21 protein-coding genes are annotated in these 25,092 nt (G+C 40.0%); 4 read left to right on the plus strand and 17 right to left on the minus strand.

Going from position 1 to position 25,092, the window contains the following annotated elements; all coding sequences use genetic code 11:
- The first annotated feature begins 315 nt into the window (after positions 1–315).
- Both BLS16_RS11560 and BLS16_RS11565 read left to right on the plus strand, forming a co-directional pair.
- A complete protein-coding gene (locus BLS16_RS11560; RefSeq protein WP_242876267.1) occupies positions 316–2,010 on the plus strand; it encodes an ATP-binding protein in 1,695 nt (564 codons plus the stop codon).
- Between the two features lie 2 nt (positions 2,011–2,012).
- A complete protein-coding gene (locus BLS16_RS11565; RefSeq protein ID WP_092333364.1) occupies positions 2,013–2,711 on the plus strand; it encodes a response regulator transcription factor in 699 nt (232 codons plus the stop codon).
- 547 nt (positions 2,712–3,258) lie between these two features.
- Here the strand turns inward: BLS16_RS11565 and BLS16_RS11570 are convergent.
- The 7 genes from BLS16_RS11570 to BLS16_RS11595 form a co-directional block, all read right to left on the minus strand.
- Positions 3,259–4,032 carry a YdcF family protein gene (locus BLS16_RS11570; protein ID WP_242876268.1) on the minus strand — a complete coding sequence of 258 codons (774 nt, stop codon included), beginning with the start codon at positions 4,030–4,032 and terminating at the stop codon, positions 3,259–3,261.
- A 357-nt stretch (positions 4,033–4,389) separates the two neighbouring features.
- Positions 4,390–4,905, minus strand: a complete 516-nt coding sequence (locus BLS16_RS11575) for a rhodanese-like domain-containing protein (protein WP_092333366.1) — start codon at positions 4,903–4,905, stop codon at positions 4,390–4,392.
- 89 nt (positions 4,906–4,994) lie between these two features.
- Positions 4,995–5,135, minus strand: a complete 141-nt coding sequence (locus tag BLS16_RS24875; RefSeq protein ID WP_143015526.1) for a DUF3102 domain-containing protein — start codon at positions 5,133–5,135, stop codon at positions 4,995–4,997.
- A gap of 1,568 nt (positions 5,136–6,703) precedes the next feature.
- The gene (locus BLS16_RS11580; protein WP_092333368.1) at positions 6,704–7,261 is read right to left on the minus strand and encodes a hypothetical protein; all 558 of its coding nucleotides are present in this window, start codon (positions 7,259–7,261) and stop codon (positions 6,704–6,706) included.
- A gap of 180 nt (positions 7,262–7,441) precedes the next feature.
- A complete protein-coding gene (locus BLS16_RS11585; protein WP_092333370.1) occupies positions 7,442–8,572 on the minus strand; it encodes a zinc-dependent alcohol dehydrogenase in 1,131 nt (376 codons plus the stop codon).
- 789 nt (positions 8,573–9,361) lie between these two features.
- A complete protein-coding gene (locus BLS16_RS11590; RefSeq protein WP_092333372.1) occupies positions 9,362–9,877 on the minus strand; it encodes a hypothetical protein in 516 nt (171 codons plus the stop codon).
- Positions 9,878–10,130: 253 nt separating this feature from the next.
- On the minus strand, positions 10,131–11,174 hold the full coding sequence (locus BLS16_RS11595; RefSeq protein WP_092333374.1) for a metallophosphoesterase family protein: 1,044 nt from the start codon (positions 11,172–11,174) through the stop codon (positions 10,131–10,133).
- 669 nt (positions 11,175–11,843) lie between these two features.
- Here BLS16_RS11595 and BLS16_RS11600 point away from each other — a divergent pair.
- Positions 11,844–12,074: a hypothetical protein gene (locus BLS16_RS11600; protein ID WP_092333376.1), complete on the plus strand. Its 231-nt coding sequence runs from the start codon at positions 11,844–11,846 to the stop codon at positions 12,072–12,074.
- 6 nt (positions 12,075–12,080) lie between these two features.
- Here the strand turns inward: BLS16_RS11600 and BLS16_RS11605 are convergent, their stop codons facing one another.
- The 10 genes from BLS16_RS11605 to greA all read right to left on the minus strand — a co-directional run bounded on the left by BLS16_RS11605 (position 12,081) and on the right by greA (position 23,541).
- Positions 12,081–13,112, minus strand: a complete 1,032-nt coding sequence (locus tag BLS16_RS11605; protein WP_092333378.1) for a 4Fe-4S dicluster domain-containing protein — start codon at positions 13,110–13,112, stop codon at positions 12,081–12,083.
- Positions 13,113–13,479: 367 nt separating this feature from the next.
- Entirely contained in the window at positions 13,480–14,703 is a 1,224-nt protein-coding gene (nrfD, locus tag BLS16_RS11610; protein WP_092333380.1) for an NrfD/PsrC family molybdoenzyme membrane anchor subunit, read from the minus strand.
- 29 nt (positions 14,704–14,732) lie between these two features.
- A complete protein-coding gene (locus tag BLS16_RS11615) occupies positions 14,733–15,509 on the minus strand; it encodes a 4Fe-4S dicluster domain-containing protein (protein WP_092333382.1) in 777 nt (258 codons plus the stop codon).
- A gap of 16 nt (positions 15,510–15,525) precedes the next feature.
- The gene (locus tag BLS16_RS11620) at positions 15,526–17,103 is read right to left on the minus strand and encodes a [FeFe] hydrogenase, group A (RefSeq protein WP_092333384.1); all 1,578 of its coding nucleotides are present in this window, start codon (positions 17,101–17,103) and stop codon (positions 15,526–15,528) included.
- Between the two features lie 781 nt (positions 17,104–17,884).
- On the minus strand, positions 17,885–19,057 hold the full coding sequence (locus tag BLS16_RS11625; RefSeq protein WP_092333385.1) for a DegT/DnrJ/EryC1/StrS family aminotransferase: 1,173 nt from the start codon (positions 19,055–19,057) through the stop codon (positions 17,885–17,887).
- A 91-nt stretch (positions 19,058–19,148) separates the two neighbouring features.
- A complete protein-coding gene (locus BLS16_RS11630) occupies positions 19,149–19,925 on the minus strand; it encodes a DeoR/GlpR family DNA-binding transcription regulator (protein ID WP_092333555.1) in 777 nt (258 codons plus the stop codon).
- A gap of 264 nt (positions 19,926–20,189) precedes the next feature.
- Positions 20,190–20,630, minus strand: coding sequence for a DUF6773 family protein (locus BLS16_RS11635; protein WP_092333387.1), 441 nt, complete (start codon positions 20,628–20,630; stop codon positions 20,190–20,192).
- Positions 20,631–20,635: 5 nt separating this feature from the next.
- Positions 20,636–20,830 carry a helix-turn-helix transcriptional regulator gene (locus BLS16_RS11640; RefSeq protein WP_092333557.1) on the minus strand — a complete coding sequence of 65 codons (195 nt, stop codon included), beginning with the start codon at positions 20,828–20,830 and terminating at the stop codon, positions 20,636–20,638.
- A gap of 182 nt (positions 20,831–21,012) precedes the next feature.
- A complete protein-coding gene (locus tag BLS16_RS11645) occupies positions 21,013–22,200 on the minus strand; it encodes an ATP-binding protein (RefSeq protein ID WP_242876269.1) in 1,188 nt (395 codons plus the stop codon).
- A gap of 870 nt (positions 22,201–23,070) precedes the next feature.
- Positions 23,071–23,541 (minus strand): transcription elongation factor GreA, encoded by a 471-nt coding sequence (gene greA / locus BLS16_RS11650; protein ID WP_092333391.1) that lies wholly within the window; start codon positions 23,539–23,541, stop codon positions 23,071–23,073.
- A 373-nt stretch (positions 23,542–23,914) separates the two neighbouring features.
- Between greA and BLS16_RS11655 the strand changes: the two genes are divergently transcribed.
- Entirely contained in the window at positions 23,915–25,057 is a 1,143-nt protein-coding gene (locus BLS16_RS11655) for a DNA cytosine methyltransferase (RefSeq protein ID WP_092333393.1), read from the plus strand.
- The last annotated feature ends 35 nt before the right edge of the window (positions 25,058–25,092 follow it).

A 25,092-nucleotide genomic window follows, 5' to 3' on the forward strand; every position in this document is an offset into this window, starting at 1 on the left:
CATATTAGGCAAATACTTAGTCGCAATTATGCTTGCAAATAGGCAGTTTTATATAACTTTTTACTAATATCTTTCTTGCATTGACCTTTCTCCATTCTTGCACAAAGATTACAAGGCACCAGAAAAATTTACTTTTACGAGACATACCGCCTGTCAAGCAGTTTTCGTGTTAGATAGTAGATTTGACCTTAACTACCCTAAGCTTAAGTTGCAAATTATCCGTCAATTGACGGTCATATAGGGTTTGATTACAATGTAGTAAAAAAGGGCCACATTTTTATGCACCGCCTTTGGAATATTAATAGGAGGACACTCTTGACGAAATTTAAAACATTCCACCAAAAACATTTAAACTCGCAAATAATTTTGATCGTAACTTTCATAGTTATTGGATTTATGAGTGTGTATATTGGTTGGGGTAGTTATAATCAATATCAGTTAGCATTCAAAAACTTACACAATAGCACGTCGATGCTCGCTCAAGAGCTGATTGCCACCCGTGTCTTCATCGCCGAAAAGCAAAATGTCATAAATTTAGACAAAAACGGAGCCGTCAATTTTAAGCATTTTAATCCTTCGGTTGCCATTCGAGGTATCTCGGAAATCTTTAATGGAACTTTAGGCTACACCTTTAAGCAAACCCGATTCCAAGTTAGAAATCCAGTCAACGCCCCTGATCCGTATGAACTGGAAATCTTAGAAAAATTCGCCCAAGACAGAAGTTTAACTGAGTATGCCTCCGTCGACTCAGTCAATGAACTAAAATCCTACCGTTATATGGTGCCACTCTACTTTGAAAAGGATTGTTTAAGTTGTCACGGTGAACCCTTAGGAGAGATAGATATTTCCGGATACGCTAAAGAAGGTGCGCAACTGGGTGACTTTGCCGGTGCCATCAGTATTACAGCACCCCTTGATCAAACTTATAAAGACCTTATAATTAGCCTCAAACACAATATTCTTTCTACCCTAATTCTCTTACTCAGCCTCACTATTGCAGTCTTTCTATCCATCCGTTCAAAAGTTGTTAAACCTCTTGAAAATATGGCTAACTTAGCTACTCGTATCGGTAAAGGAGATCTCAGCATTCCGGAAACTACTATTGCCCATAATTATGAAATTGGAGTATTACAAAATAGTCTTTATACTACGGCTAATAATCTAAAGGTTCTTTACGAAACCTTAGAGTCTCAAGTAGATGAGCGAACGAAAGAATTACTTAGAGCAAACCAGGCTTTGCATCTCCATCAAGAAAGCCAATATCGCATAAATAAAGAATTAACAAAAGCAAACGAAGTTAAGTCGGAATTTATTGCCTTGATGAGCCATGAACTACAAACCCCTCTGACATCAATCATTGCCTACAGCGAGATTTTGATACATCAAGGGACAAACGTTCCCGAAGCCTCCGAGTATTTATTTGATATCTATCAAAGCGCCCATCATTTACTCGATCTCATAACAGATTTGCTTGATTTTTCCAAACTAGAAAAGAACAAAGTAAATCTGCATCCCACGTTTTTTGAGTTCTCTGAGATTACTGCTATTCTCCTGAATATCTTCCGTCCCTTCATTCAAAATAACAATCTTCAGCTTTCTTTTAATCTTCCTTCAGATTTACCCGTGATCGAGGCAGACAAGAATAAGATCAAACAAGCCCTCATGAATCTGTTATCCAATGCCATTAAATTCACTCCATCGGGTGGAAGCATCCACCTTCAAGTACTCTATAATGAAGATAAAGAAGAGATCCAAGTATCTATCTGCGACACTGGGCGTGGAATTGAAGCAGATAAATTGAACCAGGTCTTTGGGAAGTTCTTTCAAGTAGATTCTGGTACCAGCCGTGAATTTGGCGGGCTGGGCCTGGGCCTTGCCGTGGCCAAACAGATGATTGAACTTCATGGTGGAAGGATTTGGGTTGAAAGTGTTTTGGGCCAAGGAAGCGCGTTCCACTTTACATTACCTATTTCTTGCTCACCTAAACCCGCGATAGAATTGGAGGGGTAAGTATGCCAAAGGTTCTGGTCGTTGACGATGAGCCTAAGATTCTAAAGATAGTAGAACACTGCTTGATACGGGAAGGGTATGAGGTGATCACAGCCCTCGACGGACGCCAGGCAATCGAGCAATTTCACCGGCAAGAACCTGATCTGGTTATTCTGGACCTGATGCTCCCTCATATAGATGGTTTTCAGGTTTGTCGGATAATTCGGGAGACATCTTCAATCCCTATTATCATTCTTTCTGTACGTAACGAAGAACTTGACAAGATATTAGGTTTTAACCTGGGTGTAGATGACTATTTAGCAAAACCTTTTAGTCCTGTAGAACTTTGCCTACGGATAAAGGCAGTCTTGCGTCGCACTCGACAAGAACAGCACACCTCCAATCCAGATTTACCTACCTTTTCGCATAGAGGACTTCTTATCAATCCGGCCACACGGGAAGTTTTCATTGATGATGTTCTGATAGAGCTGACAGCCAAAGAATTCGACCTTCTTTGGTTTTTCGTTAAACATCCAAACAAAGTCTTTACTCGTAAACAATTACTCTATCAAATTTGGCAAACTGATTATTATGGCAATGATGATGCCGTTACTGTTTTAATCAGCCGCTTACGAGATAAAATTGAACAAAGTAAAAGCCAACCCTCTTTCATTAGAACTTTAAGAGGTGTCGGCTATAAATTCGTCATTTGCTGTGATTGATTCGCAACTCTAACTCATGTAGGATAATCTTCTTTCATCCGGAAATCTCCTATAAATAATACAAAAATGATCTATTTTCAATAGCATACAACTATCTCGCGTAACATAACTATATCTCAGGGCAAAAAAAAGATAAGAGGATGTCCCTTATCGCGCAGGCAAAGCAACCTATAGCATGGTGAGAAGTAGCTTGGTTTTGAGCTGGCTACTTTTTACCTTTCAGAAATAGTTTCACTTGAAAACTGTTTTTATCACCTCCACGACTAAAATCAGCAAACTAATTAGTAAGGAACAGGACCCGATCACAATCATAAATATCTCATATGTTTTCATGATCCAATTTCCTCCCTTCAGAAATTGGTCACATGCCCGCAAGCATAATATTTAAGCGCATTACAAATACATATGCTGTTATGAAGCCGTTAATTACTATTCGTAAAAATAAAGTCGTCCAAAAGAAAGACAGAGGCTATTAAGCCTCTGTTAATGTTTTTATAGGAGCCCTACGATTCCTGAAATCAAGCCGTAAAGTGATCTGCTATCGCCATTACCGATCAAAAACAAAAGACTTCACAACCGCAAAATACTCCCTCAAATAAGCATTAGGTCTCAAATACCAAGGCGTCGGTGAAGGGACACCCACTGGATTCAGTCCATTACGCCTTGCTAGAAACTTCGAGCGAAACATATGGAAATCGTTCGTGATGACTAACACAGGCTCAGAAGGTTCGTAACTCGTTTGTTGCCCAAGAAGCTCACGCGTATAACGGAAATTCTCCATCGTACTTGTCGACTGTTCTTCCTTGATTATCCGTTCCTTTGCGATACCCTGTTCAACCAAATAACGCTGCATTGCCTCGGCTTCAGTAATCCATTCTCCAGGTCCCTTTCCCCCAGAAACAACAACTTTCATATCCTTATTATCCTGCAGAATTCTTAAGCCCTTATCTACCCGTTCCCAAAGAGTCCAAGAGAGTTTATCTCCGTTAAGGCCCGCTCCAAGAATGATAAGGTAGCCAACTTGGCTTGGCACTGGATCCTTGGTATTATACAGCAACAAACTTTCAATTAGAATAAATGAAGCTAGCACCATCACGATACTTAAACGTACCAACTGACGTACCCTTAGAAAGTGATCTTTTAAAAAATGTTGCTTTAGATACTCACTCTTTAATCCCCAAAAGAGCATAGCTACTCCAAGAAAGCCAGGCAGAAGGGTTCCAAGATTGATCCCCCCATTGAGTACAAGAACGAATATCGTATCCAGAATTCCTACCCACCCCAATATGATGAACATAATCGAAGCTCGGTTCTTTGCCAATCTCCCTCTTCTCCTTTTCCTAGATTCCCCAGAGACCTTTGGAGCAACTGTGTATATAAGTGTAACCAATTTATCTATTAACAGAAGCGCAGAAGATCTTTTTGCATATATATTCCACAATAATCCTGTATTTCCTCTTTAAGAGAGCGCAGTTAACGGACGGAAGAGAAAATACAACCTGATATTTAAGCGAACTTGATCACTCTAATCAGCATGATCAGCAAACATTCCATGATACTTCCCCTGAAATCCAAGAGAAGTTGGCCGAATTAAAAAACCCTCTAGAATCGAACTCTAAATCGTAGTTCCTCCAAATAAAGAACCCCTCCATTAACTGCTGGAGGGGTTTGAATCGACTTACTTCTCAAGTAACTCACTATAAGGCCAACCGCTTTGGCCTTTCTCGAGGGTGAATAAACGAGCTTCATCAATTCCTTGATCATATAGATATTGATAGGTGCGCTCGGCTCCCCCTTTACCTGCAGGGCAAACAATTACGATGGGGTCTTTAGACGCTTTAAGTTGGGGAAGAATTTTAGCGAGCTTCTCTTTCTCTTCATCTGTTTTTACTGGATAAGCATAGGTAGGAATAACCCCTTTGATATGATGTGCTTTATATTCAGCCTCAACTTGGATGTCCACGATTTGAAGGGGGGATTTCTTGTCAATTGCCTCTTTCACTTGATCTGCACTATAGTATTTCCAATCCTTAATGACTTTAGGAGCGGGCTGAGCAGTTTGGCTCGTTGTTGTAGATTCTGCAGGTTTGTTCTCCGCACTGGTCTTATTCGCTGTGGTACTGGATGCACAGCCTGTTAAAAGAAAAGTTAGTCCTAATGTTAAAGAAATTGCAACCGTTGAAATCTTTTTCACTCTATTTTCCTCCTATGTCTGTTCATTTACAAAAACAGATTAACAGGTATATATTTCACTGTCAATAACTGTTTATTTATATAATGATATTATTCTTTAGTTATAATATGCTTACCAAGCCCGAAGACGATATTAGTTAGGTATAAGTGTAACTTAATGTACAACACCCACTTTCCCCATTCTCCATGATTGACCATGGATTTGGCCTCCGTCAGGTGCCGTCTGTTTATTCATAGCCATGTGTTCATGCCTTCACTTGTGACAAAATAATAGCAAAACCGCAAAGCGCCTAGGAACTTTACAGTTTTGCTATTATTTTGTCATATATACCCTATCAGATAAAAACGCCCCTCAGTTAAGAGAGGCGCGACAGAGGAGGTAAAGAGAGACAGCGGTCTATATTTCAACCGTTATGTCGGGTATTTTTCGACTATACTAAGCATAGAACAAACATGTTACCGTTCAGTGACTTTGATATGTAGAATGTGTGAAATCTAATGGAAGAATATTCCCGTAGGCAGAGATGTCGTCATTAAAAGCAGAAACCCGGCCTACCACACCGGGTTTCTGCTCCAAAAAGGATATCAAAATTGCGGATACAACCACTCCTGAGCTTTGCGACCCTCCGCACTATACTATATGTCTCTTCCCAGGAAAGAGTGACAAAGCGCCGACTTTTCATGCTGGAACATCACCTGGACATGTTGAGTAGTATAAATCAAGAAACCTCTCATTCTTATGGGAATCTAAGATAAAGAGGTGAAGTATATGATTTGTGTAGCACTGATAATAATTATTATTTTATTGCTTATAATTATTGGGCAATTACTATGGCTTCAGAGACCGATCTTTCCAAAACCACAACCTTGTCGCAGATTACTATTTTCTTAACAAGTTTTAGCCTGGGTTTATTGTCATAACCTATGTGTTTAAGCCCTCAACATGTGACAAAATAATGGAAAGACCGTAATGCGCCTAGGCTCTTTACGGTCTTTCCATTATTTTGTCATAAATATCCTAGACAAAGGTAACCCCTGCCGGACAAGGTGCATAAGATAATAAGGACAAACCAAGGCTTGACCAGCCTTATTTCAGAATAAGGAAGAGTTGTGCATGCCTTCGATTTGTTAAATACTCGTTGGTATCCGTAACCCGAAATAACCGCTTTGACCATGGCAGTTCAAATTCGGAATCGATTCCGAATTTGAGGAGAGATAAAGCTCTAGTTAGGTAGATGACAATTTTACAGTACAGCTCTTGAACTCTTTTTCTATAATATACGTAATCTAGATCTTGTAGTCTTGTTGTCTATTTTTCAAATCTATTGATTCAATCCGTGCAAGGTTCGCTAATGGTTCCGTTTGTAGGTCATCTTTTAATGGTGAGTTGGTTTTTTTAGTAGCCGCGGTACAGTTGCTGGCGAGAAATATCCGATATGTCCGGTCTCTTACAACTTGTTATAATGGACAAAAAAAGCTCCCCTATAAAGCAACAGATTTTTCGTTACTTCTAAGGAGAGCAAAAGTAAATGATTCCAAACAATATTCTTTTTTTAAACCTTAAACTTTGAAATTGCTTCAGTAAGCGAATTTGCCTGCTCACTTAATTGCGCCATTGTCTGATTTACATGTTCTAGTTCACTTGCCACATTACCGGATGCAGCTGCAACCTCTTCAGCTCCTGAAGCTCCTTGACTAATTGTTTGGGTTATACAGAGAAAAAGTCACAAAATGAGGAATAGAAAGAGTTATGTTTACAGAGGGTAGCTTAACTGCCTCATCCCTTTTTAGGTCTAAATTTATATAGCATTAGTATATTTACTCCAAGTAATAGAATTAATAATTTTGTCTATATAGCTCATCTGGTCTTTCGAGAAGGAAGTTGTATCTGTAAAAAAAGAAATCCTTAATACCCCGCTGGTATCTGATTTTTTTAACCAGTACTCCACCCCCGAAATCCTGTAGCTTTCACCAAAAGATGCAGTCCATTCGGTTAAACAACCGTTTTCATTGGCTATTTTAATTGGTTTAAGTGAATAGGAATGAAAATCGAAAGTGCTAATTCTCTTACTATTAACCAAATAATTTTCCAGATCATCTAGGTTCCATATTTGTATATACCCTCTGATTAATATGGTCTGATCATTCAAGTAAACACTATAGAGTAGTTGCCCTCTCTCAATAATAGGGGTTTCCATAACTTTGGTTGATTCAGAAAGATTTAGGACAAGTTGATTATTTAAATTATGTTTTAAGACCTTTGTGTTTATGTAGCTATTAACCGAAAGAATAGGGTTTCGCATAATTAGCGCTAGGCAAAAGCCTAGCACTACCCCTAGAATAATATGCTTTTTCACATAGCTCCCCCCCAATAGGTTTTACTAAACCTTATTGGAGGGGATAATTTTTTATAACAAATTATTGATGGTTAAAAGTTTGATTGCGAAGTAGTTTATCCTCCACCATCAATCTCCAGTGAATACTAGCTTCAGGTCTGCTCATTAGCTGCCATTATAATACAGACTCTTCGGCGAAGATCAAGGCTTTAAGACAACCTTAATACAATCATCCAGCTTCTGGTCAAACAATTCATAAGCCTTTTTCCCATCATGCAGCGACATTCTGTGGGTTATAATGTCGGTAGCATCAAACTTATGCATTTTGATTAAATCTAAAATCCGATCTATGTAAGAATGCGCAGGACATTGGCCCATTTTTAAGGTTATGTTTCGCGAAAAGAAATCTCCGAAGGGGAAGTTGTTGTATCTGGCTCCATATACCCCGACAACAGACACTGTTCCCCCTTTGCGTACAGCTTGAGAGGCAATTTCAATGGCTGACTTGGAACCCCCCTGAATTTTCAAGGCAGTCTCAAGCTTTTCAACAGTGGACATCTCTCCATCCATGCCTACACAATCTATGACAGCATCTGCTCCACCATGAGTTATCTCTTTGATAAATTCTCCGGTATTATCATGATTCTTAAAATTCAGGGTTTCCACCATATTAAACTTCCTGGCATGATCAAGCCGATAGTCAAGATTATCGACTGCAATAATTCTGCTGGCTCCCATGTAAGCTGCCCATTTTTGAGCCAGTAAACCCACAGGACCACAGCCTAAAATAACAACCGTATCACCACTCTTCACGCCCCCATTTTCTACTCCCCAATAAGAGGTTGGCAGAATATCTGTTAAAAAGAGGACCTGTTCGTCCGTGAGCTCTTCGGGAATGATCCTGGGGCCAACATTGGCATAGGGTACCCGCAGATACTCGGCTTGACCGCCATCATAACCACCCATGAGTTCGCTATAGCCAAATATTCCACCTACTTCACCGTGCTCGTTGGAATTATCGCATTGACTCCACAAATCGTGATTGCAATACCAACAGTGTCCACAAGCCACAGGGAAAGGCACAATCACCCGGTCCCCTTTTTTGAGCTTATTAACTCCTTTGGCGGTCTCTTCAACGACCCCCATAGCTTCATGCCCAATAATGAATCCCTTGGGCATTTTAGGGATTCTGCCACGAATTAAATGTAAATCCGACCCACAAATCGTTGTGGAGGTTACTTTGACGATGATATCATCCTCTTTGACAATTTTCGGGTCCTCGACGTTCTTAACCTCGACGTTTTGAACTCCTTGAAATGTTATTGCTTTCATGAGGTGACTCCTTTCAATCAGGTGATTTTGCCTCCATGGTTTATTCTTCAGGAGCGTCTTAGGGATATTCACTCACAGTGCAAATTCATTCTGATAGTCTTTGACGATGGATAATCAATTATTCCACTTTAAAGCTCTAACTTCCCGATCCCTGATCCGTTGATACCCTATGCGTAAGCACACTTCATAAAAATAACCACGTCGCCAAGACGTGGTTATTTGGGTTCCGAGCTACACTTTGCTCAACAAACATGGATCGAATCATTGAGTCAACTTGTATTGGGGCAGTCGCCAAAAGACATTTTGGATTTTATCGCAGCATTTGGAAGTTCTATTATTTGGAACGGATTTCAGGCGCAATCTTTGTCAGTTTTGTAATTCGACAAGAAGGAAGTTATTTGGGAAGAGCTGTGGGCTTTGGCCTCACAACCTGGTTTTTTCTCTTTGCCATTGGCAACTTTATATCATATAGAGACCTTAGATACGGTCTCTTCGCTAACGGTCTTTTCAAATTGGATCAGTATTACAATATACGGAATTGTCTTAGGTTGGATTACAAAAAGGTGGGATGCTTATGAGCAAATATGATCTAATAGCATAGACTAACTACCATGATAAGCCTGTTATGGCCTGCTTCAATATTTCTCAGAAACTTAGGGCTCATTCCTATTATAGCAGCTAATTGTACTCAGAATGGCTGACCCTCGGGCGATAAATGCAATTCTCACAAGGGATTCGCATTTTATGTTGTTCCAGACCAGAAATTGGCTAAAGGACCTTTCAAATTGTTTAAACTCTAGCTTTTTTCAGATAGCTGTCTAAAGCCTTCTGAGTTAACTGCGCAGTTTTATGCTCCCCTAGTCCATTTTGAATTCTCACAGCCTGTTCCAAAAAGTCTGCACACGTCTGAAAGTAGCCCCCAAGCTTGGTATAGATCCCTACGATAGTTCCTATGCTGGGTAATTGTTGTGCTACATCCTCGAAATTACCTGAGTCTTCAGCATTGTCCACTTGAATTTTTAGCTTTATAAGCATTGCTCCAGTCTGCTCTTCCAATTCTTTAACAGCATCTTCACCAGTTCCAAGAATGCCATGTGCTACACCCTTCAGATAGGTGATGACTTTCTCTCTATCCTCAGCTTTAAATTTTTTGCCAAAATACTGGGTCATTTTTTTCTTGACATTTTTAGTCGTTCCTTGAGCTTTGAGTAAGGCCAATAACATATTTACGGTATATGGGGAATTGTCCAGATCAAACAGAACCGTATCCATGTCAATGCAGTTTTCTAGAAGTAATTGCTTCATCTAACACCATCCTTAATGAGAATCTATTTCAAGTGAGAAGATACCTTTATGGACTAATCCAGGACTATTCACGCTTTATATTCTACATTTTCATACATAAGCCTGCAAATATACAGAATAAATATGATCAAAAAAAAACCCGCCGACAGGAGATCATCATTAAAAGCAGAAACCCGGCTGACCACACCTGGTTTCTGCTTCAAACGGGATATCAAAATCGCTGATAGATCCGGTCTCGCTCATTCTCAGAGTCTTAAACGTTGATTTGATACTGAGCCTCAGGTAGCCCAGCGTGCTGTAGGAAGTCACGACCTTGTACACTGACAACTCCCTCTTTAACGTCAACAACTAACCCCTGACTGGTCTCGGCCTGAGAGGAAGCCGGCCAAACTCGGCTGGTCGACGCACTATTGAACATCATAAACGTGTCTTTGACAAAAGAGTCCGGGGAACCTAAGCGCATGTGTAAATGACCGACGAAAAGAACAACATCCGGTACCGATTGCAGGATCTTCACGAGTTCTTTCTGCTGAACCACTAAATTAAACTTCCTTTGTGCCTGACTTTGGGAGGAAAAGACAGGTTGGTGCAAAAAGACAAAGACCGGTTTTCCCGGAGTCCGGTTCTCGGAGATTTTCTGATTCAACCAGGTTAATTGGGTTTCCGAAAGATATGCAGCATCTCCGATCTGTGGATCTGACATTCTCGACTTTTCGGAACCAAGAAAGATGAAGTGATAACCGTTAATATAGTGATCCGTATAGACCGTATCTCGCTCGGCAAAGTCCAAAAACCGTTGTATAGCCTGGGGATCCGTGTCTTGATTGGGAAAAGTATCCGAATTCCAAGCATTGCTGTCCGGATCATGAAAGGCTTTGTAAAATTCGTGATTGCCAATGGTGGGCAAAATCGGAGTGGTTTTTCCTGTACTTTCCCGCACCGAACGCAGGATTTGGGTGACCTTTTGATAGTCTTTCGGGGTACCATCCCCCAGATCACCATTGAGCACAACGAAATCAAGAGGCGGTTCTTGATTCACAAGAAGATCTTCTAAGGCTGTTTGAAACTTCAGCGGTGCCGAGTCACTTTGGAGAATATGAATATCGCTAATTACCGCAAATTGAACATTATTTTGACTTGACTTAGATCCATCATTTGCTTCCCCAGCTACGGACAAGGGAAACACTCCCATTAACGGAATCGGGACATCTGTTTCTGGTAGGCTGGTTTTACGGTTAAAGCTACATCCTGTAAGAAAATATGCCAAAATTCCGGCTAAAAAGGTTCGTCGTTTCATTTATTCATAATTCCCTCTTACGTTTATTTTTTTGATCACTTCTGCATTGACATTAAAGTTGGTTTCCCTAATCTTCAATATCGTAACACTTAGAGTTAGCTTTATGTCAATAGTAAATTATATCCTTTATAATTTGAAATAATAGCTTTGTTACGCTATTGCATCAGCCTATTTTTACTTAACTGATTCACTTTCGTAGGGCCAATTATTAATACCCCTTGTAAGACAGACAATCTAACGCAATAGTTCTCTGCTATAACAATCACAGGATTCCTCCATTAAATCTCAAATATCTTGAAACATTGATAATTCTACCTGTCCCTGCAGAAACCTTATTACAAAATCTTAGGCCAAGCATATAAGTGAACAAACCTCAAATAATAAATACTGCCCCACAATCGGAAACATTTCCGATTGTGGGGCAGTATGGGCTGTATAAATCTATCACCGGGTTGACAGGCGCACAAAAATAGTCGACAATCAATTAATAATGTCGATAGGCAGGAAATTCAGAATACTTCGTGAACTGTCTATGTAATGAGAAGAAGGAGGAAGTGATGTCGTCAAAATTTGATCAAGAACAACAGAAATGTATATTCCGTGGGGCAGCTAGATTACTAAGATTTGCTAAGGTGCCATTAACATATTACCTGAAAAGGAGAGAAGCTTATGAGAGGGAGATATTATGTAATTCATAACCGCAACAAAAAGATAAATGAGAACTTCAATCCCACTACAAAAGGAACTGCTTCTATCTACTATTTAAGGACACCGAACAACTATACTGCTACTGTCTTAGAAGCCCAAGAAGATAGAAGAAGAGGGGTTATTTCAGCGAGTATAATCGTCGCATCCCTATTCATCTATACAATAATTATTATGGTTACAAATTATAATTAAACTGTATTAATGTGAGCCAAGGGATAATAGCCGCTCATCGTAATCTCTTGTCGCACAAGCCATACACAAAGGTGGCTCAAAGTCATCAAACACTTGTTTGTTACATGAAGTGCAAAACCGTCGCTTTCCTTGATACAAAAGAACTTTACCGGTTAGCAAACGATAGGATAAGGATTTAACTTCCATACTTATAGCTTTTGAACGGCATATACTGACACATCTTTGACAGTGGACGCATTTCAGTGGTTCATAAATCAAGGTCAACTGTTCCTTAGTGTCTGTTTTTGTTAACGCACCCTGGGGGCAAATCTCTGGACATTCCCCGCAATTTGTACAGCGTTTGCTCACCTTTAATGCGGCTATAGGGAGTACCTCAATTTCGGATTTTCGTAATTTCCAGGTTTCCTCTAAGAACTGCCGAGTCTTGGGAATAAGATATGGCTCAAGGGAAGTATTGCCTGCTCGGATTGCTTCAAATTTCTCACGTCCGATGTCCCGCCAGCCCCTACTCTCGTTCTGGGCTTGAACTGACACCGTTGGTTCACTGTTCCCTTCATCAGCTGCAACTTTAATCAATACCGGCGGATGATCTGCCCATGCGTTGTGCAATTCCATAAAAATCTGCACACTTATTCCGCATGCTTTTTTATCCGGACAATCCGCACACTCTCCGGTGAATATGGTTAATTCCTTCTCCCGGGCATATAACATTAGGGTCAGCCATAAATCCCGGTCAAAAATCCCCAGGCAAGGGATTTCATGACCTGCCGGAATTGCTTGTGGGCAGTTTAAAACAATCTTCTCTGAACTTTTGAGATACTCATAGAGCTTATCTGTATCGCGATAGACAAATCCGTCGCTGGGACATACTGCCGTGCAAATCCCGCACTCTGTGCAATGCTTAGCATCAAGTTCACGATATATGGAAATGGCTTGATGAGGACAGGAGTCGATACATAACCGGCAAAGATTATCAGAGGCCTTTTTTGCATTGAGACAATTATTTTGATTATATACAATCTGACAATTATTCATCATTAAGACCCCTCTTCTGAACGGTTATATGTTCCCAACTAGGGGCTGTTCAGCAACCCCGAAGTTATTCCACATCTGAAAAGAAGCATAGCAGTAAATTCTTACTTAATTTAGTTCATTAGCCAATTTTAATCTATAACTAAAACTTAATAAACACAGACATTTATTAATCTGGTCTAAGTTGAGTTGGCTCTTTTAAGTGCTCTTTCAAGCAGAAGCTTATCTAACCTTGTAGGTTTAGTCAACATTCTATATCAAATATCGTTTATCAGGTATCGTATAAATATAGGCAAGTAATTGTTTTTCATATATCCACTCAATCCCTCTGAAATTAATCAGAGGGATTAAGTGAATAACTTAAGCTAAATGCTTATTTCGCAGTGGAAGCGTATTTACCATCTTTAATCTCAATATCATCGGCATGTTCTGACCCATGACCGCCCAAGATATTGAAGTTTTCAGCTAAGAATAGATAGGCCAAACAAGCTATTGACACTAGTCCTAAGCTGACAACAAACTCTGACACGGCAGGGACATAAGATCCGCCGTATTGGTTCAGATATTTTCCCATTCCTGTGAACAGTACATCAAACCTGTTCATAACAACTCCACTTACAGTAAGTATTCCAAACCAGATCAGGCCCTTACGGGTGCTGGACAAGGAACTGAATGCTATGATTATAGGGATGATTACCCCAAAAGTCAGTTCGCTCAGGAACATGATACTGGGCAAATCAAAGGCAAATGCATTGGCGAAGGTTCCTCTTACCACCATATCCGTAATCTTTAACATCATATACAAGATCATGGCTCCGGCAGAAATTTTGACCAACCCTCTTAAAACAGGGATTTCTACTTTATGATTGAGTGCCTTCCCGGCTAGAGTGCTTTCGATAACAATCATACCTGCTCCGACGAAGAAGGAGGATAACAGGAAGAACACCGGCAGAAATGCTGTCCACCAAAGTGGGTTTACTTTACCTACCATTAGATAAAACAGTTGGCCCAGTGATGATTGGTGCAAGGTTGGCAGAGTAATACCGATGATCAGCATTACAGGCATTGCCTTCTTCAGGTATTTGTGGGCCCCTTTAAATACTTTCTCGGTTCCAACTTCGCAGAATTCCAAGATCTGAATCACTGTATAACAAGAAATACACCAAAATACTTCAAACAATACACTGGCATGTCCCCATGATACGTAAGGTCTCCAGAAGTTGAACCATTGTCCTACTTCAATTAATAAACCGAGTACAACCACAATATAACCTAATAATGATGTCAACATTGCACTTCTTGCGATGGGATAAAACTTATCCCGGCGAAGCACATATACTATAAGGGCTGTTCCATATCCGCCTCCTGCCAGGGCTACCCCTAACAATACGTCAAATGAAATCCAGAGTCCCCATGGCCACTGGTCGTTTAGGTTGGTTGTCGCACCCAGGCCTAAGACAAAACGCACCAGGATTACTGCTATAGCTGCAGCCGCAATGCCCGTAAACACCCATCTCATGGGGGTCATTTTAAACTTCCACTTCACGGTGGACTTTTTAGCGCCTGCTTTACTTAAAATGGTAGTGACGAGTTCCATACATTTCCCTCCATTCTGTTTTTAGTGTATTAATCTAGAGGTTCCTTGCCCTTATTGTTATAGACATATAATCCGGCTAATATGGCCGCCCAGCCGACTCCCACAAAGGGTGTAGCTTTCATATATCCTTCTGTGTAAGAAGGCAATGGCTGGGTTGTTACATCCGTTCTGAATCTCATCTTCTCAAATGGCGTATCCGAGATATATAGCCAGGATGTTCCTCCTGCTTCTTTCTCTCCAAATACTCTATCCACATAACCGTTTTCTTTGATTCTCTTTTTTGCTTCAGCCAGCAATTCTTCTCTTTCCCCAAAGGTAATTGCACCTGTCGGGCACACTGAGGTACAGGCGGTTTCCTGGTTATTAGCGACTCTTGTGGCGCACATCTGGCATTTCCTTACTCCAGGAATAGCTTTCTTCCATTCGTATCTCAATACGTCAAATGGACATGCCATCATGCAGTAACGGCAGCCTACACACAACGACTGATCATAGATAACCGGTCCTTCGGGAAGTTTCTGGAATGCCTTGGAGAAACATGATGATACACAGGCGGGATCTTCACAGTGCATACATTGGGTTTTGACATATCGTGCGACGGATTCGCCGTCCTTTTCCAGGTCAAAACGATTTATTGAGGTCCATTCTTCAGGCCATAAGCCGTTGTTGGGTTCTTTTGCTCTGTCTTCAGCAGTTTTGCATTTTTCCTGCTCATCCCATTCAAGTTCATTCCACAATTTACAGGCGACCGAACAGCTTTCACAGCCTATACATTTCGGTATATCTACGAGTACTCCCTTTGCCATTTTTTCCACCTCCTACTTAAAATATTTTTTTGTCTTCGGATTTTTTAGGAATAAAATCATCAGCCCTGGAAACATAATGTGTATGCAGAAGTTCTTCTGCTTTTTCGCTCATCGGAGCGGTTAAGAAATCGGCATAGATTTGTTTGATCTCCGGATTATCATGACTGTTGCGCAGTTTGGCCTTGGCATCAATATTGTATAAAGACGCAGCACGTCTATTGCGATCTTCGTCTGAAGGAGGTGATGAAGCACGGGGTTGACCGCCGCCATATTCACAGCCTCCGGGACAAGCCATTATTTCCATGAAAGCCCAAGGAGCATTACCTGCTTTCATCTGATCCATTACCTTTCTGGCGTTAGCCAGACCGGAAATTACGGCAACTTTTACATCTCCTACACCGGGAATATTAACTGCAGCTTCTTTAACACCCTGCATTCCTCTTACCGGAGTTAAATTCCAAAGCGCCGCGGGTGGCTGTTGCCCAGTTATCAGAAAATAGGCAGAACGTACAGCAGCTTCCATAACGCCACCGGTCGTGCCGAAAATTACTCCTGCACCTGTTCCGGTACCCATCAACTTATCGTACTCCTCTTCCGGAAGGGAAGCGAAATCGATACCGGCTCGCTTAATCATTCTGGCAAGTTCCCTTGTTGTAAGAACTACATCTACATCAGGGGAAACATTACTGTCATTTAACTCTTTACTGGCTGAATTCATTTCCGGGCGTTGACATTCAAATTTCTTGGCTGTACAAGGCATGATGGAAACTGAAAAAATCTTTTTGGGATCTACTTCTTTCTTCTCTGCGAAATAGGTTTTAATTAAAGCGCCTTCCATCTGCTGTGGAGACTTGGCTGATGATAAATTAGGAATAAGTTCAGGATAGAAATATTCCACAAACTTAACCCAGCCCGGGCAGCATGATGTCATCTGCGGAATAGGGTGATGCAATTCGCCAGTGACACGTTTAACAAGCTCTGTGCCTTCTTCCATAATGGTCAGGTCAGCTGTAAAGTTAGTATCAAAAACTACGTCAAACCCTAGCTTTCTCAAGGCTGCAACTTGTTTGCCCTGAACATTAGTTCCTACAGGCATACCAAATTCTTCGCCCAGACCAATACGAGTTGCCGGCGCAGTCTGCACTACAACTGTGACGTTGGGATCTGCGAGAGCTTTGAATACTTTATTAACGTCATCCCGTTCTGAAATTGCTCCGGATGGGCACCATTGAATACATTGCCCACAATTCACACAAACAAAATCCTTTTTAATGGGCAGTTCATAATTTCCAAAAACCGATTGAATTCGCTCACATACTTCAATACATTGTCCACAAAGAATACACTTTTGGTCATCTCTGACAATAGCCGGGTTCGCTGGATCAATGGGAACGCGACCGCGAACGTTGGTAGGCCAGTTACCTGGTGCGTTGTATTGGGTCGGCATCCAGCCATTGCCGCCAATGGCTTCATCAGCTGTTGCTGGGTCTCCACAACCAGTCAAGTTTAGCGAGATACCGACCAAACCTGCTGTTCCTCCAACAAACTTGAGAAAAGAACGTCTAGACAAATTTTTTACTGCTTTGCTTGCCATGTGTTTTGCCACCTCTTTTTAGTAAACTCTCTTTGCAAAATTGCTGTTGAATCTCATCAAAAGCTGTTTTATTTGCATTCTTTAAGTTCAATGGTTACAATATCTAAATGTTTAAATTGTAAAAGATAAAACTTTCACTTGTTTTTGTGAACTTTTACACTTATAGTTTACAGAGCAATCGATTTAAGAGTTTTGAGTTTGATCGTGTTAGGGGTTTCCTCGGGGAAGAATGAAATTACTTACACTAATTTAACAAAATAAAAATGGTTTGTAATTTGAATTGGTAATGAATAATAGCTGTTTGAAGTTAATGGTTGTGAAATCTGTCGAAACAATTTTGAATTTGAGGACTTAAGATTAGTGCTCCTTTCTTCGAAATGTTTGTTGGACGAAACATTCAACTCTTTATAGTATTAATCTCTACCTATTATCTGTCACGTTTAAGTACATAAAAAAAATTTTTAGTAGTTAAATAAACATTTAGAAGGTTTTGAAACTATTGAACATCAAATTACAAAAAGGCTCAAAGAGCCTTTTTGTAAGGGATTGAGCTGATTTGGTCATTGTAGAAAAGATCTGCCCTCTCGATCTATTAATAAAAGAAATTAACAAGTATAAAATTCCTTAAAAGGAATATTTATGCAAATTTATGCGGAAGTTTGCCTAAAAACCTTATCGCTTTTTTCTGAGCACCAATTCTCATCCACTGGGAATAGCCATTCATAATAAGAAAATTTCGGATTTTTATATCTACATCGCCTTAATCTCGATTTCGATCTTGCTAAATCATTTCAACACACTCGATAAGCTCCTTAGCCACATATTCCGCTTCATCAACCGTCAGCTTCGAATAAAGGGGCAGTGTGATTTCATTGGCATACTGGGCATGGGCATTCGGATAATCTTCCAGCCTATAACCCAGGTTTCGATAGAAGGTGAACATCGGCAGCGGCATAAAGTGTACATTTGTGGCAATATCTTTCTCACCTAACATCGATATTACGCGATCCCTTTGATCCTCACTAAAATCTTTAAGCCTTAGGGTATATAAATGATAGTTTGTTGCTACTTCATGATTTTTATCAAGCGGCAGAATCGCCCATTCTTTTGCGCCAAGTATTTCGCTATATACTTCATGGATTTCGGCTCTTTTTCTGATCATTTCTTCATGCCGTCGTAGTTGAACACGCCCAATTGCTGCCATAATATCGGTCATATTACATTTGAATCCATCGGTCAAGATATCGTATTTCCAAGCACCGGCTTGGGTTTTTGACAAAGCATCCTTATTTTGTCCATGTAAGGATGTATATTTGAATTCCCGATATAAGTCTTCCTTGCCCTTAAAACTGTTGTCATTATAAGTAATGGCACCTCCTTCTGCTGTGGTTAAGTTCTTTACAGCATGAAAAGAAAACACATGAAAATCCATCTGCCCTCCCACTTTTTGCCCCTTATACGCAGCTCCGAAGGAATGAGCGGAATCAGAAATCAAAGTTATATCTTCGCGACCCAGTGTCTTGAGGTTCTGCCGTATACCATCATAGTCAACCGGCACTCCGGCAATGTCAACGGTCATTATCGCCTTTGTCTTTGGTGTAATCGCGCTATAAATCTTCTCTTCATCAATCAGAAAGCTTCCTTTCTTAACATCGACAAAGGTGGGCATAATTCCACGATGAACAAGTACATTGGAGGTTGCAGCATAGGTGTAAGGAGTTGTTATCACTTCGTCATCTCCACCTATACCTAACACTTTTAAAATCAGCTCCATGCCTGCTGTAGCACTGTTTAAAGCAACTGCATACCGGGTACCGCAATAATCTGCTAATTCTTGTTCAAACAATGCTGTGTTAGGCCCTGTGGTGATCCAGCCGGATCTTAGAATTTCTGAAACGGCGGAAATTTCTTCTTCTGTTATATCAGGGGGTGAAAAGGGTATTTTTTTGTACATTATTAAACGCCTCCATAATACATTTCAAGAACTCTTAAATAGGTTTGCTTTTTTTTTATTTATTTATCTCTCTCATTCAGACAATCTTCTGTTAAAGGTAGTTTTCCTGGGCGATTAAGACCTTAACCCCTAATCCTTCAATTCTCTCAATTTCCTCATCGGGTGCTTCCCAATCAGTGATAAGTATGTCTAAATCCTGCAAATCAATGGTTTTGGCAAAAAATTCTGTTCCTACTTTGTCAAAATTAGCCAGGCAGACAGTTTGACGTGAAACTTCTGCTACGGTTCTTTGAAAAATTGCTCCTTCGGGAGTTGAGCTACTCAGACCATGTTTTGCCGAGATTCCTCCACCGGTTAAGAAAGCCGTATCTAAGCGTAAGGTTCTCATGAATTCAGTGGCTAAAGGATCGACGATTCCTTCTTCACTTTTAACTTTTCCGCAGACGATATAGGTTTCAATATTGGGGCGATGTTGAAGTTTATCAGCAATAACCAGTGAATTCGTGATTACTGTATAATTCCAATCTACCGGTAGATATTTCAACAAAACATAGTGGATACTGGCCCCGCCGATAAAAATAGTATCCCCCGGCTCGATAAATGAAGTAGCTAGCTTAGCCACTGCATTTTGATGCTCAGTTCCCTCACTATACCTAATCCGATCATCAATGGGAAATCTTCTGACCTTTGATAAAGGTACCGCCCCTCCGTGAGTTCTTTTTATAAGACCCTTTTGTTCCATGGTCGTAAGATCTCTGCGAATGGTATCAATGGAAACTTCAAATTCTTGCGCCAGCTCTTTGGCAAATACCCTACCGAGAGACTTAAGTTTTGCAAGGATTACCTCTTGACGTTCCTCAGCAAACATATTTAACAACTCCTCGTTGCTAATTATATCACGTTTTATGCTGTTTTCCACCGCTTTTTCTGCACGCTCATGCACTAATTTGCTTCTTTAGTTATTGTAAGCTATTGCAGAGAAACCTTATAACTGGACATAACCCAATGTTCAGCTAATAGAAGGGGATCGGCTATACCCAAATTTAACTTCATAACCTAAAGCAAAACGGTCTCTTCCACTTCTACAATGGAAAAGACCGTTTTTTATAGAAATAACCACTTTGAATTGAGCTTATTTATCATCATCAAATTCTTGTTCGTACTTATGACCTTTGTAGCGATTATACCTATTGGCGACACCAAAGATCCCAATAAATAGTGCTAAAAATGAACTTACACCCACTACGGAATTTTGCCAGTCATAGACTGGGGACTCCTGCATCGAATTGAGAATGACCACCGCTGATATGACCACTAATACTAAAATTGTTATGACTAAATTCCTTATGGATTGCTTACTCTTACTGTAAACACTTACCTTCAGGATATGCATTCTTATAAACTGATAGAGCGGGAAAAATATCATAATTACATATTCAGTAATACATTCCTCCAAACTCATATTGAGTATCAGAGTTTTTACTAAAAACGAAAAGACTACGCCTATAAATACTATCATAGCCATTTCACTTCTGATTTTATTTTTTGCTTGCTCAATTCTTTCATCCTTCATCTTCTTTATACCTCCCAAAAAATATCGTTTAATGTTTTACCTAAGGTTTTGCAGATAGCTATGCACAATTGTAATGATGGATTAAACTTCCCAGCTTCAATCATACCGATAGTTTGTCTTGTTACCCCCACCGCTTCTGCCAGTTCCTCTTGAGACATATCCAAAATAGCTCTTGCTGATTTCATTTTAAGATTCTTCAATAACTCTCCCTCCCCACATTGCAAATTATACACTATATATATCATTTTGTAAACTATATATTGCATTATGAGAAAAAAAAGCTCTGCCTTCTTGCATTTCGATTTGCAATTAAGGCCGTCTTGCTGCCTCATACCTTAAAGCGAGCAGACATTGATAGTGCTTTCCTAATCGATTGAATTTGTCAAGCAGAAAATGAATGAAGTTCAGCTTCAGATTTACTGGCGTCCTGTCCTGGTTCTGGTATCGGAAACAGGATGCAGAAACTTGTCCCGGTAGAGCTAGAAAGGACACGAATCTTAGCATTGTGAGATTCAGCAATTCTATACGATGTCGCTAACCCCAGTCCCGTGCCGTAGTTTTTAGTCGTAAAGAAGGGGGTTCCTAGCTTGTTAAGGTTTTCTTGTGGTATGCCACATCCCTCGTCAATAATCTCGAGGGCGACCATATTATCTTCTCCAAAACTTTTTATCGTAAGTGAGCGGCCTGCATCCATAGATTCCAGACCATTGCGGACTAAATTTAGAACCATTTGAGAGATTTCTTTACAATTTAGCTGTAGGTCAGGAATCTCACCAGGAAGGAGATGAATTTGTTTATTTTGATTAGTAGCATCTGCGCTTAAAAGCGGATATAAATTATTGAGGATTTCATTTAAATTCATGGTTTTCAGGTCTGCTTGTTTGATCTGAGCGAGTGAAAGAAATTCGGTGATGATGGCATTGGCCCGATCCAATTCGGAAATCATTAGCTCGAAGGTTGATTTTTGGTCTCCAAACATTGATTTCGAGCCCAATAGTTGTAGATATCCACGTACTACCGTAAGGGGATTGCGAATTTCATGAGCAAGTCCTGAGGCTAATTGCCCCACAAGGTAAAGTCGATCAAGTCTTGCTAATTCGTATTCTGTTATTTTTCGGCTTGTAATATCTCTAAGATAACAAGTCAGGCCACTTTCCATTGGGTACGCCCTAACTTCCAACCATTTATCCCCTAACTCCTTAGATAAGAATTCAAAGGAGACCGACTTCTTTTCAGTAAGTACCTCGTAGAAGTGATTTAGGACGGTGTCAGTGACCCAGCATAATTCAGTTATTATTTTTCCTGCTAACTCAGCGTGAGATTTGGCGAAGGCAATATTTCCAGCACGATTGATATAGGTTATTTGCCAGTTCTTATCGATAGCAAAAAAACCATCTGGCATATTCTTTATAATATCCGCGATAAATTGGTTACTGCGAGAAAGTTCCGCCTCTAAGGTTAAGTATTTGGTAAGTTGCTCTATTTTTTCCGTTTGCATCTGTTCCCGTTCAGAAGTCTCTGATTTAAGTAATTTATTCGCATTCAACAATTCACTTGTTCGTTCCTTCACTAACCACTCTAAATTGTATTTATTATATAATTCTCTTTCTGTATATCTATAAAGGATTATTGAAATAAAAAGTGCCATGGGGAAGACTAAAGAAGCATTCATTAAATTAGCTTGAAAAGTTTCTAAGTTTGTCTGATTTATATATAAACCAACTATTAGGAGTAAATAAGATTGTATAAATAAAAGACTTGAGTAGCTAGGTCTTAACGAAAACAAAATTGAGATACAAAGACAACAAATAATATATACTGAAATTTGACCATTCAGATAGGGAGATACCCAACCCGATAGTAAAGAACTCATGTTTAGACCCAGAAAGAGATTAACCTGCAAATAGATTTCTTTTTGAGATTCTTTATCTAAATAAGTGATCAAGATACCATAGACCGCTATGCAAAAATAGGATATATGAATATAGCATAATAATTTATAGGCATTATTAGTTTGCCATAAGCCTGTGACTCTGTTATTGTTATCGATCAATAATATGATTGAGATTAAGATCAAAAACATGATTGATAGACATTTCATCCTTTTATTGTTAATAATCCTAATATCACACCTAATTCTCATGTTTTGTTTTTCTAAATCAGTGCTCAACATGATCCTCCTAAAGCCCAAAAACTAATTAAAAACTGGGAGATTACCAATGTATTTATCAGTTTGATACTTCCACGTTGTCCCTGATATTCCTGCTATTTGCATGAAACTTTCGGAAAAATTGAAATATCCAGTCGAATGAACAAAAGAACCGCGAAAAAAATGCCCTAGCATTTAGCTAGAGCATTTCCACATGCAATCTACTCACTTATGAATTTAGGGGAGTAGTAAAATCACCTAAATCCCAGGATTTGAATTTCCATAGGACGCTTATTTAATATCCAATATTTGATAGCGTATGACACCTACAGGAACATTTACCTCCACAACAGACCCTTTAGTTTGACCCAAGACTGCTTTCCCCACCGGAGATTCGTTGGATATTTTATTCGTGCCGGGATCAGCCTCTGCTGAGCCGACAATAAAATACTCTTCCTCATCTCCAAATTCCAAGTCTTTCAGACGCACTTTTGCCCCAACGGCCACAGTGTCAGTTCCTTCTAGTTCATCAATAATCCGCGCATTCCTAAGCATTTTCTCAAGAGTAATAATCCGCCCTTCAATAAAGGCTTGGTCATTTTTCGCATCATCGTACTCGGAGTTCTCACTAATATCCCCAAAGTCTATAGCCTGCTTAATGCGCGAGGCAACTTCCCGCCTCTTGACAGTTTTAGTTAGCTCTAACTCTTCCTCTAACTTCTTGAGGCCTTCTAATGTTAAAATAACTTCTTTTTCAGCCATAGTATCTCGCTCCCTTTTCTCGCCCTACTCATTGTGCATCTTTTTATCGCACCGCACACTATTAAACCCTATTATGCTTAATCATTATTGTCTAGAATCTTATCTTAATAATAATCTTTAATTACATTACTCGTTATTATATGAATCTTGCAAAATATTGTCAAGGATTCACTTCTTATCCATTAGGAGTTTTAACAATACCCAATAGCTGTAACTAGGTTATAGGATTAAGACATTATATTATGAACAATTTCTAAACCCTTTAGTCAGAGCTGCGCTGCTGTTGTTTAGCCCTAAAAAGAATTATTAAAGGAATAACCATTAAGTTTGCAGAATACAAGCAGTATGTTGCTTTTAGGAAGGAGTTTTCCGGATGTATCCCGTTATCTCTTTGTTTAGTGGCGCAATGGGTTTAGATTTAGGTTTAGAGCAAGCGGGATTGGATATTAAAATAGCCCAAGATATCGACCAATGGTGCGCGCGTACCATGGCCGCAAACAATCGTCAGTTTGTCCATGGCGATATTCGTCAATTGGTAGCCAATGACCCCAACTGTAGGTTCTTGCTTGATCCATCTAGACTTAAAGCCGGCGAAGCTTTTGCAGTAGTGGGCGGCCCTCCCTGTCAACCATTTAGTACAGCAGGTAAACGTTTGGGCACAAATGATCCACGTGGTAGTTTATTTATGGAATTCATTCATGTGATAAGTGTTGTGCGACCTCGCTTTTTTGTCATGGAAAATGTAAAAGGTTTGTTGTCAGCCGCCATAAATCATCGATCACTTGGTGAGCGTAGAGATAGCCCCTTAGAACCCGATGAAATTGCCGGTTCAGTATTCGAGGCAATAAAACAAGAGTTTAGCAAGTTAGGCTATAAACTCGTTTACGGTATTCTGGATGCAGCTCACTACGGGGTTCCGCAATTTAGAGAAAGACTTATAATCTTAGGTTCCCGTGACAATGAAAACATTTTTTTGCCTCTACCCACCCATTTTCAAACTCATCAAAACTCCACTTATCGCTGGAGAACTCTACGCGATGCCATTGAAGATTTAGAGGCTGATCCGGGGTTATTTGCGGCATTCTCCCCAGAACGATTGTCTTATTTGAGAAATATCCCCATGGGCGGCAATTGGAGGAACTTACCCCCTGAAGTGGTTCGCACTGCAATGGGTGGTGCATTCAATAGCGGAGGTGGAAATGTAGGCTTCTATCGCCGTTTAGATTATGACCAACCCTCACCTACTCTGGTGACAAGTCCTGTTCAAAAGGCTACAATGCTTTGCCATCCTACCCAAGACAGAGCACTATCTGTAAAAGAATATGCTCGTATTCAACAGTTCCCTGACAATTGGAGAATAGAAGGTAGACTTACTGATTGTTACCGACAAATAGGCAACGCGGTTCCTACTGGATTAGGTATAGCAATTGGGCAAATGCTAATTGCTGTTGCTAACAATAAGGCAGTAATAAGAACACGGCGAACTCGTGGCACATCTGTCCATGAACAATTATAAATTATAAACATTTGGCCTAGGCATTCAGCCTAGGC

It is taken from the genome of Desulfosporosinus hippei DSM 8344 (assembly GCF_900100785.1).
Taxonomy (GTDB): Bacteria; Bacillota; Desulfitobacteriia; order Desulfitobacteriales; family Desulfitobacteriaceae; genus Desulfosporosinus; species Desulfosporosinus hippei.

Coding starts and splice junctions, on each gene's coding strand:
- BLS16_RS11635 (WP_092333387.1), bottom strand. CDS start 20,630: ATGAAGGATGAAAGAATTGAGCAAGCAAAAAATAAAATCAGAAGTGAA.
- greA (WP_092333391.1), bottom strand. CDS start 23,541: ATGGCTGAAAAAGAAGTTATTTTAACATTAGAAGGCCTCAAGAAGTTA.
- BLS16_RS11630 (WP_092333555.1), bottom strand. CDS start 19,925: ATGTTTGCTGAGGAACGTCAAGAGGTAATCCTTGCAAAACTTAAGTCT.
- BLS16_RS11600 (WP_092333376.1), top strand. CDS start 11,844: ATGAGAGGGAGATATTATGTAATTCATAACCGCAACAAAAAGATAAAT.
- BLS16_RS11595 (WP_092333374.1), bottom strand. CDS start 11,174: ATGAAACGACGAACCTTTTTAGCCGGAATTTTGGCATATTTTCTTACA.
- BLS16_RS11605 (WP_092333378.1), bottom strand. CDS start 13,112: ATGATGAATAATTGTCAGATTGTATATAATCAAAATAATTGTCTCAAT.
- BLS16_RS11565 (WP_092333364.1), top strand. CDS start 2,013: ATGCCAAAGGTTCTGGTCGTTGACGATGAGCCTAAGATTCTAAAGATA.
- BLS16_RS11585 (WP_092333370.1), bottom strand. CDS start 8,572: ATGAAAGCAATAACATTTCAAGGAGTTCAAAACGTCGAGGTTAAGAAC.
- BLS16_RS11655 (WP_092333393.1), top strand. CDS start 23,915: ATGTATCCCGTTATCTCTTTGTTTAGTGGCGCAATGGGTTTAGATTTA.
- BLS16_RS11620 (WP_092333384.1), bottom strand. CDS start 17,103: ATGGCAAGCAAAGCAGTAAAAAATTTGTCTAGACGTTCTTTTCTCAAG.
- nrfD (WP_092333380.1), bottom strand. CDS start 14,703: ATGGAACTCGTCACTACCATTTTAAGTAAAGCAGGCGCTAAAAAGTCC.
- BLS16_RS11615 (WP_092333382.1), bottom strand. CDS start 15,509: ATGGCAAAGGGAGTACTCGTAGATATACCGAAATGTATAGGCTGTGAA.
- BLS16_RS11590 (WP_092333372.1), bottom strand. CDS start 9,877: ATGAAGCAATTACTTCTAGAAAACTGCATTGACATGGATACGGTTCTG.
- BLS16_RS11625 (WP_092333385.1), bottom strand. CDS start 19,057: ATGTACAAAAAAATACCCTTTTCACCCCCTGATATAACAGAAGAAGAA.